At 53.3% G+C, this 17,691-nt stretch carries 18 protein-coding genes and 1 pseudogene; 12 read left to right on the top strand and 7 right to left on the bottom strand.

Going from position 1 to position 17,691, the window contains the following annotated elements:
• Positions 1–1,008 precede the first annotated feature (1,008 nt).
• The 5 genes from ACZYTD_RS09705 to hsdR all read right to left on the bottom strand — a co-directional run bounded on the left by ACZYTD_RS09705 (position 1,009) and on the right by hsdR (position 7,159).
• Positions 1,009–2,718 carry a restriction endonuclease subunit S gene (locus ACZYTD_RS09705; protein WP_463891614.1) on the bottom strand — a complete coding sequence of 570 codons (1,710 nt, stop codon included), beginning with the start codon at positions 2,716–2,718 and terminating at the stop codon, positions 1,009–1,011.
• A complete protein-coding gene (gene rhuM, locus ACZYTD_RS09710) occupies positions 2,715–3,119 on the bottom strand; it encodes a RhuM family protein (RefSeq protein WP_463891616.1) in 405 nt (134 codons plus the stop codon). Before rhuM ends, ACZYTD_RS09705 begins: the two co-directional genes overlap by 4 nt.
• Before the next feature lie 2 nt (positions 3,120–3,121).
• Positions 3,122–3,496 (bottom strand): N-6 DNA methylase, encoded by a 375-nt coding sequence (locus ACZYTD_RS09715; protein ID WP_463891819.1) that lies wholly within the window; start codon positions 3,494–3,496, stop codon positions 3,122–3,124.
• Positions 3,424–4,587, bottom strand: coding sequence for an N-6 DNA methylase (locus ACZYTD_RS09720; RefSeq protein ID WP_463891618.1), 1,164 nt, complete (start codon positions 4,585–4,587; stop codon positions 3,424–3,426). The genes ACZYTD_RS09715 and ACZYTD_RS09720 overlap by 73 nt, the downstream gene beginning before the upstream one ends.
• A 91-nt stretch (positions 4,588–4,678) precedes the next feature.
• Complete coding sequence (gene hsdR / locus ACZYTD_RS09725; RefSeq protein WP_463891619.1) at positions 4,679–7,159, bottom strand: EcoAI/FtnUII family type I restriction enzme subunit R; 2,481 nt, start codon at positions 7,157–7,159, stop codon at positions 4,679–4,681.
• A 187-nt stretch (positions 7,160–7,346) separates the two neighbouring features.
• Between hsdR and ACZYTD_RS09730 the strand changes: the two genes are divergently transcribed.
• From ACZYTD_RS09730 to ACZYTD_RS09785, 12 genes and pseudogenes are all read left to right on the top strand, one after another.
• Positions 7,347–7,631, top strand: coding sequence for a hypothetical protein (locus ACZYTD_RS09730; RefSeq protein WP_463891620.1), 285 nt, complete (start codon positions 7,347–7,349; stop codon positions 7,629–7,631).
• 249 nt (positions 7,632–7,880) lie between these two features.
• A pseudogene (locus tag ACZYTD_RS09735) lies at positions 7,881–8,081 on the top strand (DUF4172 domain-containing protein); the annotation flags it as partial.
• Positions 8,082–8,242: 161 nt separating this feature from the next.
• Positions 8,243–8,770: a Fic family protein gene (locus ACZYTD_RS09740; RefSeq protein ID WP_463891820.1), complete on the top strand. Its 528-nt coding sequence runs from the start codon at positions 8,243–8,245 to the stop codon at positions 8,768–8,770.
• 281 nt (positions 8,771–9,051) lie between these two features.
• A complete protein-coding gene (locus ACZYTD_RS09745) occupies positions 9,052–9,309 on the top strand; it encodes a hypothetical protein (protein WP_463891622.1) in 258 nt (85 codons plus the stop codon).
• 12 nt (positions 9,310–9,321) lie between these two features.
• Positions 9,322–9,744: a type VI secretion system PAAR protein gene (locus ACZYTD_RS09750; RefSeq protein WP_463891623.1), complete on the top strand. Its 423-nt coding sequence runs from the start codon at positions 9,322–9,324 to the stop codon at positions 9,742–9,744.
• 262 nt (positions 9,745–10,006) lie between these two features.
• On the top strand, positions 10,007–10,885 hold the full coding sequence (locus ACZYTD_RS09755; RefSeq protein WP_463891625.1) for a DUF6402 family protein: 879 nt from the start codon (positions 10,007–10,009) through the stop codon (positions 10,883–10,885).
• On the top strand, positions 10,882–11,304 hold the full coding sequence (locus ACZYTD_RS09760) for a DUF6201 family protein (protein WP_463891627.1): 423 nt from the start codon (positions 10,882–10,884) through the stop codon (positions 11,302–11,304). Before ACZYTD_RS09755 ends, ACZYTD_RS09760 begins: the two co-directional genes overlap by 4 nt.
• Complete coding sequence (locus ACZYTD_RS09765) at positions 11,237–11,794, top strand: DUF6201 family protein (protein WP_463891628.1); 558 nt, start codon at positions 11,237–11,239, stop codon at positions 11,792–11,794. The genes ACZYTD_RS09760 and ACZYTD_RS09765 overlap by 68 nt, the downstream gene beginning before the upstream one ends.
• Before the next feature lie 70 nt (positions 11,795–11,864).
• A complete protein-coding gene (locus tag ACZYTD_RS09770; RefSeq protein ID WP_463891630.1) occupies positions 11,865–12,002 on the top strand; it encodes a hypothetical protein in 138 nt (45 codons plus the stop codon).
• Positions 11,999–12,283 (top strand): DUF6201 family protein, encoded by a 285-nt coding sequence (locus ACZYTD_RS09775; protein WP_463891632.1) that lies wholly within the window; start codon positions 11,999–12,001, stop codon positions 12,281–12,283. Before ACZYTD_RS09770 ends, ACZYTD_RS09775 begins: the two co-directional genes overlap by 4 nt.
• 479 nt (positions 12,284–12,762) lie before the next feature.
• Positions 12,763–13,080: a helix-turn-helix domain-containing protein gene (locus tag ACZYTD_RS09780; protein ID WP_463891634.1), complete on the top strand. Its 318-nt coding sequence runs from the start codon at positions 12,763–12,765 to the stop codon at positions 13,078–13,080.
• Positions 13,073–14,332, top strand: coding sequence for a type II toxin-antitoxin system HipA family toxin (locus tag ACZYTD_RS09785; RefSeq protein WP_463891636.1), 1,260 nt, complete (start codon positions 13,073–13,075; stop codon positions 14,330–14,332). The genes ACZYTD_RS09780 and ACZYTD_RS09785 overlap by 8 nt, the downstream gene beginning before the upstream one ends.
• A 218-nt stretch (positions 14,333–14,550) precedes the next feature.
• On the opposite strand, the gene guaA is transcribed toward ACZYTD_RS09785, so the two are convergent.
• Complete coding sequence (guaA, locus tag ACZYTD_RS09790) at positions 14,551–16,131, bottom strand: glutamine-hydrolyzing GMP synthase (RefSeq protein ID WP_463891637.1); 1,581 nt, start codon at positions 16,129–16,131, stop codon at positions 14,551–14,553.
• A gap of 96 nt (positions 16,132–16,227) precedes the next feature.
• A complete protein-coding gene (guaB, locus tag ACZYTD_RS09795) occupies positions 16,228–17,691 on the bottom strand; it encodes an IMP dehydrogenase (protein WP_463891638.1) in 1,464 nt (487 codons plus the stop codon).

A 17,691-nucleotide genomic window follows, 5' to 3' on the forward strand; every position in this document is an offset into this window, starting at 1 on the left:
CCCTCGGAGCAATAACCCAGCCACTTGTACAGCATTACCGGCGGAAACAGAAACATAGACATCCTTCCCTGTTAGTCCGTCCAATTGTGTGTCAAGCGTCTCCGGACTCATTGCTGAGCCGGTTCCATGCGACCATCTCTACAGTTAATAACGAATGGTTAACCCACAGTGACCACCGCGAGATAAAATGTTTGACCGCACCATCCATGATCACTAGTCTTATCGACAACACGGCCCCTGTCGGTAATGTTGCTTCGGCAATATCGCTGCTCAGGGGTTCTTTGTTTCCAGGCACAGCGCAGCACGGCCATGATGGTACGAGACAGTTGCCAAATTCGATGACAACACTTAGCCTTCGTACAGCTCGTCTACCAGCCTCTGGCGTCAGTGTGGAAGGAGTTACGGCCCCGTCCTTTTCGGAGGGCGCGGCCAGCCTAACCCCTATCTACGCACAGGCTTTGCCCATGCCCTTTATAGACGCCTCTGCAATCGCACTGTGAGACAAAGCGTTTGACAGCTCCGTCAATGAACCCTAATTTTGTCGACAACACTACCCCGGCCTCTTGGTTGCTTTGCAACTTACGCTGGGGTTCTTATTTTCTGCACTCCTGCCGCCTCGCTCACCGCGACTGACAGGGTCGCATCGGTCCTCAGTTTGTCTCTTATACAGATCTTGGGCTGTCTGATGAGATAAATGTCTAAAAGTGTTCCGAACGACCCCTCTCCTTTTCAAGGGGAGGCTGGGTGGGGTTGTTCCTCCCATTCTTTGCAAAGGGGGATGCAGGTAAGGGCTGCCCAAGGAGACATTAAAAAACCAATAAAATCATATAGATATAAAATACCCAATAAAAACAATATGATATATGTCATTGATTTTATTGGTGTTATGTATTCTCATCTGTCAATCTAGGATCAATGCAAAACCCCATCCCAGCCTTCCCCTTGAACTAAGGGGAAGGAAATTTTAGCCAGTATGCCGCAGGGTATTTGTGTATAAGAGTCAGGCCCTTAGTTCAAGGCTCCCTCAACCAGCGCCTCGGCGAGGTTCAGCTGGGTGGTCTGGCTGGCTTGCAGGCGGGCGGAAAGCTGATCGCAAAGAGACATCAGTTCATCGACTTTGGCAATAATTTTAATTTGCGTCCTTTCTGGTGGGATAGGCACTACATATTGGGAAAGTTTTGTCCCAACAAAATGTTTTATTGTCGCACCAGTGAAGTATTTATCCAGAGTTCCACTTGTGGCATCAACAGTTAAACACAACTGTAGATATTCAGCTAACAAACCAGGAAAAGGTCGTGCTCTATGCAATGCTTTCTGAAAGTACATTTCATCTTTCTGGTTTTTCCAAATAGAGCATCGACCTGGCTCACCGCCCTCACAAATCAGTAAATCGCCATAATTAACACGAAATTCCTCCTTTTCACTCTCCTCAATTCGCATGAGTTTTATATCGTCAAGTTCAAAGCGTCCCCATTGAACATTAGTATTTCTTAAATAGGGCAACTGCTCTCCCTTGTTTTTGGCATTATCAAGCATTTTACCAAGACGAGTAGTTACGACAGTACCAAACCTACACCACTCCCACCCATCCGGCAGGGCAAAGGGTTTTTCTTCTTCGCTAATCGGCGGCAGGGGCTTCTCTTTTTTAATCTTGCCCTCTTTGATTAACTGCGCCTTTTCGGCAGCGATGCGTTCCAGCAACACAGAGGCGGGTTCATCGTTGGGATCTTGCGGCACCAGCTTGCCCATGACCGCCAGTTGCAGAATGGTCTGTTTCAGGGCGTCTATGCTGCTCTGGGTGGTAAACAGGCTATCGAAATGTTGGGCCAGCCGCGCCCAGTTTTGCGCCAGCTCGCCGCTGTCGGCACTCTCGGTCAGGGTGGCCAGCAGGGTCTCGACCAGCGTCTGATGGGCCGCCAGTGATGCCTCGCTTTTCTGCTCTAGCTGATCGCAGAGGGACATCAGTTCATCGACTTTAGCGACAATTCTCTTCTGCTCCGCAACTGGAGGAATCCCAAGCAAAATCTCATTCATTTTTGCTTGATTCATTTTGGGTTGAGCTGTGCCTGTAACATAGGGCTCTAAAGAAATTACATTGATATGCAAACAAACATACATCAGCAACTCTTCACTAATAGCATCAAGCACATGAGCATGATTGTTGACCCAATATTTACCTCTAGCAATAAAAGCTATTGGGGTTAATCTATTTATAAGATTTGCGCCGTCTTCACCAATTAACAGCAAAGGCTTATCAAATAAATACCCATCAATTTTATCTATAACTCCAGATGCACCGTAATAATCATAGTCACCTTTCCTTTTCTCTCTTTCCGTAACAGACAGAGGGATTCGTTCAAAATCTCGATTTATTAGCACATTAGCAAATCGCTCAAAGGCCCATCCTTTAGGTCGAGATATTGGCCAATCTGTCTCAGAGATACTTGATACAGCCTTTTCTTTTTTAATCTTGCCCTCTTTTACCCGCCGCGCCTTCTCGGCAGCGATGCGCTCCAGCAGTACCGAGGCGGGTTCATCGTCGGGATCTTGCGGCACCAGCTTGCCGCGCACGGCCAGCTCCAGAATTAGCTCGCGCAGCTTCTTGATACCGGTCAGTTCCAGCTTGCTATTGCTGCCACGACCTGCGCTGCTCTTGGGGCGTACCGCGCTACTCCACAGATCCAGATGGTCGGTGATTAAGGATTCAATCAGTGTCATAGCGGCAATTCCGTAGGGCTTGGGGTCAGCATATTGATCATCAGGCGGATCAGGGTATAGCCTTTGAGCAGATGCTCCTTGAGCAATCGAGTCGCCCATTGGCGAAAACGCACACCCTGGGGCGATTTGACGCGATACCCCACCGAGATGATCACATCCAGCGAGTAAAGGGTGACCGGCTTGTCACTGCCAGCAATATGCACTTTTTGCATATTGCCTGCAGCGGGAAGCTCGCCCTCCTGAAACAGATTGCGAACATGTCGGGAGATAACCGACTGATCCCGTTCAAACAGCGTCACCATCTGGGTTTGCGTCAGCCAGACCGTTTCCTGGCCAACGGTAACGACCACTTCGCCTGCAGAACCTTCAAAGATGGCGATATCCTGACTGGTTGCCTCCATCTTCAGGCCCCCTTACCCAGCGCCGCAGCCAGGATGCCCTTGAGCTGGTCGCGCAGTTGCTGGATCTCGGCCTGCTCGGTGGCGTAACGGGCCAGCAGCTCGTCGGGATCGTGGCTTATCTGCTCGCCGACATGGGGATTTTTGATATCCAGGTTAAAGTTGCGAGCTATGATCTCGTCAATGCTCACCTTCCACGCCTGCTCGTTCTCCACGCGGGCGGCAAAGCCATCCGCCTCGTCGCCCCACCACGCCTGTTCGGCAGCGAACTCCTCGAACTTCATCGGCTTGGTCTTGTTGTAGTTCTTCACCCCATCCGGATAAGGGTGCTCGTAGAACCAGACCTCTTGGGTCGGCTGCCCCTTGGTAAAGAACAGGATATTGGTCTTGAGCCGGTATAGGGGGCAAACACGCCGTTGGGCAGGCGCACTATGGTGTGCAGGTTGCACTCCTGGGTCAGCAGTTGCTTGATCTTGGTCTTTACCCCTTCGCCGAACAGGGTGCCATCGGGCAGTACCACGGCGGCGCGGCCCTTATCTTTAAGCACTTCGATGATCAGCTGCAAAAACAGATCCGCCGTCTCGCGGGTACGCAGATCCGCCGGGAAGTTCTGCTCGATGCCATCCTCTTCGGTGCCGCCAAAGGGCGGGTTGGTGACGATCACATCGATATCGCTATCCCAGCTGGAGAGCGGCTTGTTCAGGGTGTTGCCGTGACGGATCTGCACCGGCACCTCGATGCCGTGCAGCAGCATATTGGTGGTACAGAGCAGGTGCGGCAGCTGCTTCTTCTCGACCCCGAGGATCTGCTGCTGCAGGGTCTGATGGTCGGCTGCCGTCTTCACATAACGGCTTTTGACATGATCGAAGGCGCAGGCCAGAAAGCCGCCGGTGCCACAGGCCGGATCCATGATGCGCTCGCCCAGCTTGGGGTCAATCCGATCCACCATAAAGCGGGTCACGGCCCGAGGGGTATAGAACTCACCGGCATTACCCGCGCTTTGCAGGTCACGCAAGATCTGTTCGTAGATATCCCCAAACAGGTGGCGCTCGCTGGAGTCACCAAAGTCGATCTCGTTGAGCTTGTTGATCACCTGGCGCAGCAGGGTGCCGTTTTTCATGTAGTTGAAGGCATCGCTGAAGGCCTCTTTAACCACAAAGCCGCGCGGGTTGAGATCGATCTGCACGGGCAGATTCTTGAGCGAGTCGAACAGGTCGTTATTGACGAAATCGAGCAGGGTATCGCCGGTGATCCCTTCGGCATCGGCTGCCCAGTTGCGCCATAACAGACGCTCGGGGATGGGCAGGCGGTAGTTATCCTGCTCGAACTCCAGCTCCTCTTCCTGGGCATCGAAGATCTTGAGAAACAGCAGCCAGGAGAGCTGGCCCAGACGCTGGGCATCACCATCGATACCGGCGTCTTTGCGCATGATGTCCTGAATGGATTTGATAACTGACGTGATGGAAGACATAGGGCTCGTTATTACTCGAATGCGTTAAAAAAACAGGGCCAGGCTCAGGGAAGAGTCCTGCAGCATGGCCGCTCCTGTTATGGGGTATGGGTCAAGCGGGCTGGCGGTAGATCTCGGCTTCCAGCTCGGTGATCGCCTCTTCAAAGGCCTTGGGACTGCCAAAGCCCTTCTTCGCCAGCTCCAGCGGCCGCCCCAGCTCGGTAAAGGGAGCCACCTTGAGCGCCTCCTTGGTCTCGATCTCGGCCACGCCCTGATCGGCATATTTGTCGAGCAGGGTGGCCAGCACCTGTTGGGCCGTCTCGTTGTACTTGGTGAAGTAGTTGCGCTTCTTGACGTTATCCGCCCGTTCACGACGGGTCAACGGAGGCTGATCGTATACCACATGGCAGATAAGGTCGAAGGGATCGAGCTCCTGCCCGACTTCGGCACTGAGCACCTGCCACAGCACCCCGGCCTGCTCCAGCTCGTCGATGATGGCCTGCTTGCGCTCGGCCGACTGCCAGCGCTTGATAAAGGCATCGAGGGTGGCGCACTCCTTGAGCAGGGTCTTGCGGGTGTAATCCTTGAAGGACTCGGTCACCAGCTTGCCGTCAGTATCGTAATACTGTACCCGCTCGGCAATCACCTTGACCGGCACCCCATTGACATAAAACTTGCGTACCTCGGGCAGCTCGCCGCCAGGCTCACCCCAGTCGCCCATATCACCCGAGCCAGGCGGATAAGTGCCGGGATCATAGGTGCCTGAAGGTTCTTGCGTACCCTCGCCTTCCCCATCGTCGGCAGACTCGGTGCCTTCGGCCGCGTCATCACCCGGCAGCGGATCTGAGCCATCAATGCTATCGCCCAAGTCGTCATCCGGATGGTTGATATCGTCAGGGTTGGTAACGACAACGCCTTCGGGCACACCATCGAAGCGCGGATCGGCAAACAGCTCGGTGGCCTTCTTGAAGTCGAGTATGGTGAACCATAGCTTGTTGTACTTATCATCAATTCGGGTGCCGCGACCGATGATCTGCTTGAACTTGGTCATGGACTGGATGTTCTGATCCAGCACCACCAGCTTGCAGGTCTTGGCATCGACGCCTGTGGTCATCAGCTCCGAGGTGGTGGCAATCACCGGATAGGCCTTCTTGGGGTTGATAAAGTTATCCAGCTGCCCCTTGCCGATCTCGTCATCGCCGGTGATCTTCATGACGTATTTATCGTTCTTGGCAACCTGCTCGGGGTTGAGATTGACCAGAGCGCGGCGCATCCGTTCGGCATGGTCGATGTCGTTGCAGAAGACGATGGTCTTGGCCATAGGATCGGTTTTTTTCAGGTAGTTGCTCAGGGTCTGGGCAACCAGTTGGGTGCGCTCATCGATGACCAGGGTGCGGTCAAAATCCTTCTGGTTATAGATGCGATCCGCTATCTCGTTCCCCTGCTTGTCGAGCTGCCCCTTGGTCGGCCGCCAGCCCTGCAGATCCACATCCATATCAACCCGCACCACCTTGTAGGGGGCCAGAAAGCCATCCTCTATGCCCTGTTTGAGCGAATAGCTGTAGACAGGCTCGCCGAAGTAGTCGGTGTTGGAGACGGTATCGGTCTCCTTGGGGGTAGCCGTGAGACCAATCTGGGTGGCCGACGAGAAATATTCGAGGATCTCGCGCCAGGCGCTATCTTCGGCGGCGCTGCCGCGATGACACTCGTCGATAACGATTAGATCAAAGAAGTCGGGCTGCACCTGCTTGTAGGCCTTCTGCGACTCTTCCGGCCCGGTCAGTGCCTGATAGAGAGCAAGGTGAATTTCATAGGCCGGATCGACGGTGCGCCCCGTCACCTTGGTCATGGCCGTGCCGAAGGGCTGGAAGTCGTTGGTCTTGGTCTGATCGACCAGAATGTTGCGATCCGCCAGAAACAGGATGCGCTTCTTTGCGCCCGCCTTCCACAGCCGCCAGATGATCTGGAAGGCGGTGTAGGTCTTGCCGGTGCCGGTCGCCATCACCAGCAACACCCGGGGCTGACCAGCGGCAATGGCCTCGACCGTCTTATTGATGGCCTGCAGCTGGTAATAGCGGGGCGACTTGTCGCTGCCATCCGAGTAGTAATCTTGGGTGATGACCGGCAGGTGAGCGGGCAGATACCCCTTGAAGGCACAGTATTTGTCCCATAGCTGGGCTGGAGTGGGGAACTCTTCCAGGCGGATCTCGCTTTCCAGCGCTGCACCAGATGCCAGATCGACTGTCTTGTCGTGAAACACAAAGCCATCGCCATTGGAGGCAAAAACAAAGGGCACTTCCAGCAGGCTGGCGTAGTCGAGCCCCTGCTGCATCCCCTTGCCAATCTCATGCTTGTTAGCCTTGGCCTCGATCACCGCAAGCGGCAATCCCGGCTTGTGGTAGAGCACGATATCGGCGGATTTGACCTTCTTGCGTGCCGCCATCTGGCCACGCACCACCACCTTGCCATCGCGCAGCTTCACCTCCTGCCGGATCTGGGTCAGATCATCCCACCCGGCCTCTTTGACGGCAGGCAGAATAAACTTGGTGATGATGTCAGTTTCGGTGAGCTTGGCTTTGTTGATGGTAGACACGGCAATTCCCTTGCAGCACAGGATTCGTTCGATATTCTCATAAGTGAAACTAAATTGATAATTAGATCAGGACATTAACCCTACATGACAGTGGTCAAATCAAGATTGCAATCTTGAGCGATAATTGAATCAATGCAGGTACGCAATCCCAGCTCGTCAGTTTTAGCGGCTAAAATCGGAGGAATTCATGAGTTGGACACAAGAGCAATCCATCAACTTCGAATGCGCCAGAGAGGCGATCAACCATCTTATGGCCATCTACCTTGCAGAGATCTACAACGAGGAGAAGAAAAGCTCTCCCGATGAGCAACGGCTGGAAATGATGAATGACCGGTGCTTACAGCTCACCAGAGAGCGCTCCTCAATGCATGTAAACGATGATGAGATGGTTGCAGAAGTACGCGCTAAATATAGCGCCATCCTCCGCGCCCACGCCAAACATCAAGGCAGCATTACTGACTATGACCAATAAACTCCAGGCAAGTCATGGTGAAAACAAAGAAATTTAGCCGCTAAAATTTCAGGGCTCATCAGTGCCCACCCACTGTGACCACCTCATCTCACGAACAACACACTCCCGCCTCCCTGCAGATCCTTTTCGTTATACCTGTTGTGTCGTGAGCCGAATCACCGCCATTATCGGCTCATTGTGTGAGCCGAATATATGTTCGATTCGGTTCATCTGGCGTGATCTTGTAACCGAAAAGGACTAGGCAAGCAGATGACCGCTGACTGGATCTGGCAACAGCAAGGCTGGCCGCACTTTTGCTGGCAAGACGAACAGCTACAGCCACGGCTACGCACGGCGCAGCGCAATCTGGGCCTGCTGCTTGGCACCCATTCCGCTTACGGCTCTACGCTGGCACAACAAGCCCAGGCGCTCGATACCCTGCTGGCGAATATCCTCGCCTCCTCGGCCATTGAAGATGAACGGCTCAATGCCCAATCGGTGCGCTCATCACTGGCCCGCCGACTCGCTTTATCACAAAAAGGCGTATCCGAAGAACAACCCTACCCCATCTCGGATCGTTCCGATGGCCTGGCCGCGATGATGCTGGCCAAGACCCACTGCTGCGCGCCGCCATCTGCCACCTCTGGTTTGTCACCTTGCACCCCTTTGAGGATGGCAATGGCCGCATTACCCGCGCCCTTACCGATCTGGCACTCTCCCAGGCCAATAGCCAGAGTATCCGGCTGTATGCCATGTCGGTGGTGATCCTGGAACAACGCGCCGATTACTACCGCGTTCTGGAGCAGACCCAGAAAGGCAGCCTGGATATCACCGCCTGGCTGGTCTGGTTTCTGGATACATTGAATGCCACATTGGAACAGGCCCAGCAAGCGATCACCCGCACCCTGGCCAAAAGCCGATTCTGGCAACAACACGGCAGCGAGCCGCTGAGTGCCGAGCAGATCAAGGTGCTAAATCGGTTGTTAGACGGTGGCGAGAACGGCTTTTTGCAGGGCATCAGCGCCAGCCAATATCAGAAGGTAGCCAAGGTCAGTAAAGCCACAGCCACGCGCCATCTGGCCGACTTGTTGGAGAAAAACTGCCTTGAAAAATTGCCTGGTGGCGGCAGGAATACCCGCTATCAGATCACGTCAGGCTAAGCAGAACCCGATTACTCAGAAGAGTGCCATCGACAAAGACACCAGCAAAACCCCACCCCGACCTTCCCCTTGCCAAGGGGAAGTAGCCTTTGGTCTCTGCGCCAAGTAGAACCAGCCCAGCTAGATACGCGACCATAATGATGCCCGTTGCTCACGCCCCCGCGCCAGCAGCGACAAAGTGTGCTAATTGCCCCCGCTCGTGGAGTTCATGGGGGTTTTGACAATAGGCTTCGTTAGAGGCTAATCGTACAATGGCGCTTTGATTGATGTGCGGTGGGCCCATGAAGTTACTCAGCAAGGAGCGTGATATTCATCTACCCAGCCTTGGGATCAAGGTGCGGATCACAGGCGACGGAATCAAGTTCTTTGGTGCCAGGGTAGACAGCAAGAGTCCAGCCCTTGGCGTGTTTCACGTCGACAAAGATAACTGGATGATCACGCCAGCCCCCTTGGTGGTGTTGAGTTGCATCCGGCGGCTGCGGTTGCCCTTTTTCACAGGGAAACCCGTGAGCCTAGTAATGTTCATAAATTGGAGCTAGTCAGGAACAAACATGTCTAACAAGGCCGCCACGATAGGGGATATTGGCACAGACCACGATGGATTCCCCCCCACGCCGATCATTACAGGCTCCCAAGACATCATCATCGACAACAAGCCCGCGGCCAGAGTGGGTGACTCGCTGACCCCCCATACCAAGCCGAAGAGTTCGCCCCATGCCCGCACCATTACCACAGGCTCCTCCTCGGTATTTTTTAATGGCAAGGCCGCCGCTATTACGGGGAGCGGGGTGAGTTGTGGCGGGGTCATTATCGGCGGTAGCTCGGTGATTATTGGTGACATGGCCCCGTCAGCGACCGCTCCGCTAAATATAGCTGGGTTGTTTGATGAGCACTTCTGCATCATGGAGCGCGAGACTGGCGTTCCATTTCAACATTTGGCATATGGTATGACCTCTTCGAAGGGGCTAGTTTAAGGAATGGTTGATGGCAGTGGTAAAACCTCAAAAGTAAAAGGCGAGACTGAAGAAGATCTGACGCTTGATTATGTTTTTCAGACAAGGATAGGAGTGCGATAATCAGGGCGGGAGCATACTTCGTTTGTTTTTCGTCCATCAGGCGTACGACGTTAAAAATCTCGGAGAAAAATGATTTTTCCTGCTGAGTTATGAAATATAGCGCGCCATTTTTGAGTAAAAAACATTCAAAATCAAAGTATGCTCCCGCCCTGGTGCGATAATGACGGTCGCCACTGCAAAGTTATCGCCAAGCGCGAACACGAAAGGTCAAGATGTTAAGGTTGATATTTTCCATCTTAACCAACTTCCTGATGCCATGGAAAGAATGGGCTGGAAAGTCGCGCCTCAGTTAATGCGTCACTGGTTTAGCTTAAGACCAGCATATAAATTCACAGAGGATATAAAAAAACAGCTGCTTCGCGGCGACGCAAGGTCAATTCCAGAAGAGCGAATTAACGATACGATTGTTAAAATGGCATGGGCGCGACCATTCATTGAGGATAAATTGCAAGAGCGAATGAACACATGGAACTCTACTGCAGGAATGAAGCTATTACGTGAAAGACTGGTGCGAGCTGGTTACTCTCACAATCTGTGCGTGCCACTAGGCATGAGCGATAGCGCCAGAGTGTTGGATGCAACGGCACAGGTGAATACAATTAAGGTTGGGGCTTTATGGGACACCATTGATGACTGGTATGGCGCCATCGGCAATGCCAGCTTGAAATTTGCAGTACGTGGTTATTCTGACATTCATCAAAAACGACCGGCCTTCTTTGTGGAGCGAGTGGGCGTATACCTCAAGGATACATATGATTTTGTAGACAAAAATCCAATCACCTCTGAACCATTGGGGATATGGAGTAAAAACAGGGTACTCACCAAGGCTGAAAGTACATTATATCTTGCCGCTTACAATGCAGCCGTAACCTTAGGCGCATATGGGATATTGGCACATAACTGGAGCGGATTTGTCCCTGTATTTAATAGTGACTTTCGGGATTGGCAAGACAAACCTAATGAAGGAGGAGACTTTATTGTCTTCTCGGATGTGCTTTGGTTAGATCCACTCCCTCATCAGAGGATTATTTATTTATGAAAAAGCTGGTGAAAATTTTAGCCGTACTCTTTGCAGTATATTGGCTGTTGCTTGCGCATGTGTCATTGAATTTTTTAGATAAAAAGCCTCCGATTAGCATAGTGTCAGAAGATGGTAAATATAAGATTGCTTTGAAGTCAGTATACCCTGTTAATCCTATAGGCTTATACTGCTTATTCACTAAGGAGTGGGCACCGAAATATTTTGTTTTATACGACAACAATGGTGATTATATAGGACAATCTTCCCCATTCGCATGCTATTGGCCATGGAGCAGTGCTGCTTTGATATTTCCCGGTGAAGAGTTTACCACTGATGCCAACAGCTTTGTTGTATTTGATGATGAATATAATGGCGAACTTAACATCAGCACCAAGGATAAACGCTGGTGGAGTTGGTGGTTTGGAATATTTTATTGATTTACAAACCAAGTGTGTGGTGAACGGAGCCCACTGCAAATTCCAACTCACATCAGAGGGTTATTTATTTATGAAAAAGCTGGCAAAATTTTTAGCCGTACTCGTTGCAGTATATTGGCTGCTACTTGCACATGTTTCATTGAATTTCTTGGAAAAAACACCGTCTCTTAGTGAAGTATCAAAAGATGGGCAATACAAAGTTCTCTTTAAGAACATGTATCCAGTCAACCCCATTGGACTGTACTGCCTTTTAACTACAGAGTCACCAATATATTTTGCTTTATATGATGCGAATCATAATTATATAGGTCAATCCTCACCTTTTGTATGCTATGGAAAATGGCATGACGTTCCTTATCGATTCCCTGGCGATGAATTTACAACAGATATCAACAGCTTTGTTGTATTTGATGATGAATATAATGGCGAACTTAACATCAGCACCAAGGATAAACGCTGGTGGAGTTGGTGGTTTGGAATATTTCATTGATTTACAAACCAAGTGTGTGGTGAACGGAGCCCACTGCAAATTCCAACTCACATCAGAGGAGCATTTATTCATGAAAAAAATAGCGAAATCATTAGCCGCACTCTTTGCAGTATATTGGCTGTTGCTTGCTCATGTTTCATTGGATTTTTTAGATGCCCCCCCCCACTTGGTGAAGTATCCAAAAATGGGAAGTATAAGATTATTGTGAAAGACGTGTACCCAGTTAATCCAATAGGATTATATTGCCTTCTAACCACTGATTGGTTACCGATATATTTTACGCTGTATGACAGAAATGGCTACGTAGGTCAATCCTCACCTTTTGTCTGCTACGGAGCATGGAGTGGTGCCGCCACTCTATTTCCTGGCGAAGCGGTTAATCTTGATAAAAATAGTTTTCTTGTGCTTGATGATGAATACGATGGCGAACTTAATATCAGCACCAAGGATAAACAATGGTGGAGTTGGTGGTTCGGGATCTTTTATTGATGCGCCCCCAGCGTGTTTGTCATGGTTCAGGGGCATAATAGTCATGAGTGCGAGCCGGGATGGCCTTCGGGGCTTCAGAGTAAAGGATGCATTGGGTAGCGCGAAGGCCTGCGCCCCCCCTGGGAGGGGTTGACGACATGTCAGCCTGAGATCATCCCGACACAGCACGATACAAAAAGCCCATGTGCTATTTTTCGACCATCCATCGCGCTCGCCCCCAGCATCCATGCCAGAGGAAACCAATGATTACCACCTCTATTGATGCAGTGCGGTGGAACATCACGTTTGAACCCGAGCTAACTCACTCTATGGCTCACCGCAACCGAGGGTCTTTGCGCGCTTAAATCCAACTTATTGTTGCTTATGCCCATTCAATTGAGTTTATGATACAAAATAATGGAATTAAACGAATTGAATATATTCTCTACTAATTCTATAATCTTGTGAGTTAAGTGGCCAAAGTAGCGATAAAACAGATTATGTTGGATTTAAGCTTCAGCAAGCCGGATGAAATCGTCAAGCGACTGTGTGAGCGCCTGCGCATGGAACGGTTGGCCCAACAGATGACCCAGGCGGATGTGGCTGGTCGCGCCGGCATCGGCACCAATACCGTCTCCAACTTGGAGGCCGGGCGCAATGTCGGCTTCGAAAACCTGGTCCGCGTCGCCATTGTACTTGGCCGGACCAAAGAGATCGAAGCACTGTTCCTGCCTAAACTGGAGAGCCTTGACGACATTCGTCGCTACGAAGAGAGTGCCACACGTCAGCGCATCAAGAGGAAGCCCGGCCATGCTTGAGCAAGTCAAGGTCTACTACGAAGGCTGGGGTGAACGCTGGCTATGGGGCTCGCTGGTGTCGACCACCACCCTCACCGGCCGTCCGCAGATCCTGTTTGAGTACAGCCATGAGGCCAAAGCCCGCGGCCTGGAGCTCTCCGCCTATACCCTGCCATTGCAAGGCCCTCCGCTGCGCCGGGATTTCCCCTCTCACCAGTTGGGCCTGCCCGGGCCTGTCTATGACTCGTTACCTGACGGTTGGGGCATGCTGTTGATGGACAGGCTATTTCGGCGGCGTGGACTCATCACGGCGCGGATCGGCCCCTTGGAGCGATTGGCCTATATTGGCAACAACGCCATGGGAGCCATGTCATTCGAGCCCGTCGTGCCCGAGGGCGAAGTTTCGCAACAGCATATCCCGCTCGACCAGCTCGCCGCCGAGGTACAGGACGTACTGCGGGGTGAGGATGGCGACTTTCTGCAGCGGCTGTTGCAGATGGGCGGCTCACCGCAAGGCGCCCGCCCCAAGGCACTGATCTATCGCAATCCACTCAGCGGCACCTTTACCACCGCCGCCACGCCGGGCTTTGACGCCTGGCTTATCAAGTTCCCGGCCAAGGATGAGCACGCCGAGGTGTGCGCCATCGAAATGGTCTATGCCGAATGTTTGCGGCTATGTGGCATCCAGACCCCTGACACTGAATATTTCACCCTGCCCAACGGGCTGGCAGCCTTTGCCAGCAAACGCTTTGACCGCCAGGATAACCTGCACATCCCCATGCAGAGTCTGGCCGCCTTTACCGGTGCAGACTATCGGGCGCCGGGGGCATTGGACTACGTTAATTTCCTGCGAGCGACCCGACTCTGTACCAATGACGTGCGGGAGATGACCTTCGCCTTCGAGCGTGCCGTCTTCAATGTGGTATTCAATAACCGGGACGACCATCCCAAGAATTTTGCCTACCTGATGTCATCTACCGGTCAGTGGAAGCTAGCCCCGGCCTATGACGTGACCTTCTGCGAAGGGCCAGGCGGCTATCACCAGATGGATGTGATGGGTGAGGCACTGGCCATCGATCGCGCCGCTCTGCTGCGGCTCGCCGAAGAGGCGGAAGTCCCGGCACAGAATGCTAACCGCACCATTGACGCCATCAGCGAGGTGGCCAGTCAGTTTTCGGCCATCGCCGACAGGCTGCTGCCGCAGGCAATCAGCCCCGCGACACTACGCCTGCTCCAAAGCCGGATCGACCAGAACCTGGCGCTGCTACGTTAGCTGGAGAGTAAGTCGAAGGGGCATCACCCCGACGAACTTTGCCAGACGCCACAGACAAAAAAACCGATACCATGTCGGCATTCCTCATGCCTTCCATGGTATCGGTGTCTATCTCATGGCTGACCATTGCGGTGCCATGTGAAATGCCATTGATAATATAGAAATAACGGTTTATTAATTAATTTAATCCATATAAATCAATTAATTACAAATTACCCCTATTCCCACTCGATGGTTGCGGGTGGCTTGCCGGAGACATCGTAAACCACGCGGCTGATGCCGTTGATTTCGTTGATGATCCGATTCGACACATGACCCAGCAGCTCATAAGGCAGATGCGCCCAGTGGGCTGTCATAAAGTCGATGGTCTCGACCGCGCGCAGGGAGACGACCCAGTCGTACTTGCGACCATCGCCCATTACGCCCACTGAGCGTACCGGCAGGAAGACCACGAAGGCCTGGCTCACCTTGTGGTAGAGATCGGCCTTGCGCAGCTCTTCGATGAAGATGGCATCGGCGCGGCGCAGCAGCTCGCAATACTCCTTCTTCACCTCGCCCAGCACGCGCACACCCAGGCCTGGGCCGGGGAACGGGTGACGGTAGAGCATGTCGTAGGGCAGACCGAGTTCCAGACCGACGCGGCGCACCTCATCTTTGAAGAGTTCGCGCAGCGGCTCAACCAGACCCATCTTCATGTCAGCCGGCAGACCGCCGACGTTATGGTGGGACTTGATGACGTGGGCCTTGCCGGTCTTGGAGGCGGCAGATTCGATCACATCGGGGTAGATGGTGCCTTGGGCCAGCCACTTGACGTTGCTCAGCTTCTTGGACTCATCATCGAACACCTCGACGAAGACCCGACCAATGATCTTACGCTTGGCTTCTGGATCAGCCTCACCCGCCAGAGCGGAGAGGAAACGCTCTTCGGCTTTCACATGGACGATTTTCAGCCCGAAGTGATCGCCGAACATCTCCATCACCTGAGCACCCTCGTTCAGGCGCAGCAGGCCGTTGTCAACGAAGACGCAGGTCAGTTGCTTGCCAATGGCGCGGTGCAGCAGCATGGCGACCACAGAGGAGTCCACGCCACCGGAGAGACCGAGGATCACCTCATCACTGCCCACCTGTTCACGAATGCGCGCAATGGCATCCTCAATGATGGTGCCGGGGGTCCAGAGCGCCTCACAACCACAGATATGCTTGACGAAGTTCTCCAGCATGCGACCACCCTGACGGGTGTGAGTCACTTCCGGGTGGAACTGTACGCCGTAGAAGCGACGGCTCTCATCGGCCATGGCGGCATGAGGGCAGTTCGGTGTGGACGAGGTCGTGACAAAACCTTCCGGTATGGCCGTGACCTTGTCGCCGTGACTCATCCAGACATCCAGCAAGGGGGTGCCGGTCTCACTCAACGCATCTTCAATCTTGTCGAACAGGGCACAAGGGCTCTTCACCTCGATCTGGGCATAGCCAAATTCGCGATGAGTCGTTGACCCTTCTACCTTGCCACCGAGCTGTTCGGCCATGGTCTGCATGCCGTAGCAGATCCCCATGACGGGGACGCCGGCTTCAAACACATATTGCGGCGCACGAGGGCTGCCCGCTTCGGTCACGGATTCGGGACCGCCGGAGAGAATGATGCCGTTCGGATTAAACTCGCGGATCTGCTCTTCGGTGACATCCCAAGCCCACAATTCGCAGTAGACACCAATTTCCCGCACGCGACGGGCAATCAGCTGGGTCACTTGGGATCCAAAGTCCAGGATCAGAATACGGTGATCGTGAATATTTTTACTCATGGTCTTCCTGATTTGACACTGTGGCTTATGCAGGCACGCTGCCGACAGCATGCCTGGCCGAAAAAGGACAGGGCGCGAGGCGCCCTGTCATCCCCATCAACCCATACGGTAGTTGGGGGCTTCCTTGGTTATGGTCACGTCGTGGACGTGGGATTCCTTGATACCGGCGCCGGTAATGCGAACAAACTCGGCCTTGGTACGCAGATCCTCAATAGTGGCACTGCCAGTCAGACCCATGGCCGAGCGCAGACCGCCCATCTGTTGATGGATGATCTCCTTGACCAGTCCCTTGTAGGGAACCCGACCTTCGATCCCTTCCGGCACCAGCTTGTCAGCGGCGTTATCGGACTGGAAGTAACGGTCTGAAGAACCCTTGGACATGGCACCCAGTGAGCCCATACCGCGGTAGGACTTAAAGGAGCGACCCTGATAGAGTTCGATCTCACCCGGGGACTCTTCGGTACCGGCGAACATGGAGCCGACCATCACCAGATGCGCACCGGCGGCGATAGACTTGGCGATGTCACCGGAGAAGCGGATACCACCATCGGCGATAACCGGAATACCGGTCCCCTTCAGGGCTTCAACCGCATCGGCAACCGCCGTGATTTGGGGAACACCGCAACCGGTGACGATCCGGGTAGTACAGATGGAGCCAGGGCCGATACCGACCTTGACCGCACTGCAACCGGCATCAGCCAGCGCCAGAGCACCCGCCGCCGTCGCCACGTTACCACCGACGATCTGCAGATCCGGGTAAGCCAGACGGGTAGCACGGATACGATCCAGTACGCCTTGGGAGTGACCGTGCGAGGAGTCGATGAGCAGTACATCCACACCGGCTTCCACCAGGGCGGCGACGCGCTCCTCATTGCCCGCACCAGCACCGACAGCGGCACCGACGCGCAGACGACCCAGGGCATCCTTACAGGCATTGGGCTTGCGCTCGGCCTTCTGGAAATCCTTGGCGGTGATCATACCGGTCAGATGGAACAGCTCATCGGTGATCAGCACCTTCTCGATGCGATGTTTCTGCATCAGGCTCTGCACCTCTTCACGGGATGCATTTTGCAGCACAGTGACCAGGCGCGCCTTGGGGGTCATCACCTCATGAGCCTTCAGGGAGAGGTCGGTGACAAAACGCACATCACGACCCGTGATGATGCCTTCCAGCTCACCGGCCGCCGTCACCACAGGAAAACCGGCGAAACCACAGGAGTAGGTCAACTCCTTGAGTTCGGCTATGGTCATCTCAGGGTGAACAGTAACAGGGCTGGCAACGATACCACTTTCGAACTTCTTGACGCGGCGCACCTTGTCGGCTTGCAGCTCAATAGACATGTTCTTGTGGATAAAACCGAGACCGCCTTCCTGCGCCAGGGCAATCGCCAGACGGGCACCAGTGACGGTATCCATGGCAGCGGAGACCATAGGGATATTCAGAATGATATCCTTGGTCAGGCGAGTACGCAGATCAGCGGTATGGGGTAACACTTGAGAGTGTGCCGGAACCAACAAAACATCGTCGAAGGTCAGGGCTTCTTTAGCTATACGCAACAT

It is taken from the genome of Pseudaeromonas sp. HNCC25DJ180, assembly GCF_055413345.1.

What these genes read in the sequence shown, in the direction of transcription:
- ACZYTD_RS09720 (WP_463891618.1), bottom strand. Translation starts at nt 4,587, where the DNA reads ATGTCTTCCATCACGTCAGTTATCAAATCCATTCAGGACATCATGCGC.
- ACZYTD_RS09770 (WP_463891630.1), top strand. Translation starts at nt 11,865, where the DNA reads ATGAAAAAAATAGCGAAATCATTAGCCGCACTCTTTGCAGTATATTGG.
- ACZYTD_RS09750 (WP_463891623.1), top strand. Translation starts at nt 9,322, where the DNA reads ATGTCTAACAAGGCCGCCACGATAGGGGATATTGGCACAGACCACGAT.
- rhuM (WP_463891616.1), bottom strand. Translation starts at nt 3,119, where the DNA reads ATGGAGGCAACCAGTCAGGATATCGCCATCTTTGAAGGTTCTGCAGGC.
- ACZYTD_RS09705 (WP_463891614.1), bottom strand. Translation starts at nt 2,718, where the DNA reads ATGACACTGATTGAATCCTTAATCACCGACCATCTGGATCTGTGGAGT.
- ACZYTD_RS09785 (WP_463891636.1), top strand. Translation starts at nt 13,073, where the DNA reads ATGCTTGAGCAAGTCAAGGTCTACTACGAAGGCTGGGGTGAACGCTGG.
- ACZYTD_RS09760 (WP_463891627.1), top strand. Translation starts at nt 10,882, where the DNA reads ATGAAAAAGCTGGTGAAAATTTTAGCCGTACTCTTTGCAGTATATTGG.
- ACZYTD_RS09765 (WP_463891628.1), top strand. Translation starts at nt 11,237, where the DNA reads ATGGCGAACTTAACATCAGCACCAAGGATAAACGCTGGTGGAGTTGGT.
- guaA (WP_463891637.1), bottom strand. Translation starts at nt 16,131, where the DNA reads ATGAGTAAAAATATTCACGATCACCGTATTCTGATCCTGGACTTTGGA.
- ACZYTD_RS09755 (WP_463891625.1), top strand. Translation starts at nt 10,007, where the DNA reads ATGACGGTCGCCACTGCAAAGTTATCGCCAAGCGCGAACACGAAAGGT.
- guaB (WP_463891638.1), bottom strand. Translation starts at nt 17,691, where the DNA reads ATGTTGCGTATAGCTAAAGAAGCCCTGACCTTCGACGATGTTTTGTTG.
- ACZYTD_RS09730 (WP_463891620.1), top strand. Translation starts at nt 7,347, where the DNA reads ATGAGTTGGACACAAGAGCAATCCATCAACTTCGAATGCGCCAGAGAG.
- ACZYTD_RS09780 (WP_463891634.1), top strand. Translation starts at nt 12,763, where the DNA reads ATGTTGGATTTAAGCTTCAGCAAGCCGGATGAAATCGTCAAGCGACTG.
- ACZYTD_RS09745 (WP_463891622.1), top strand. Translation starts at nt 9,052, where the DNA reads ATGAAGTTACTCAGCAAGGAGCGTGATATTCATCTACCCAGCCTTGGG.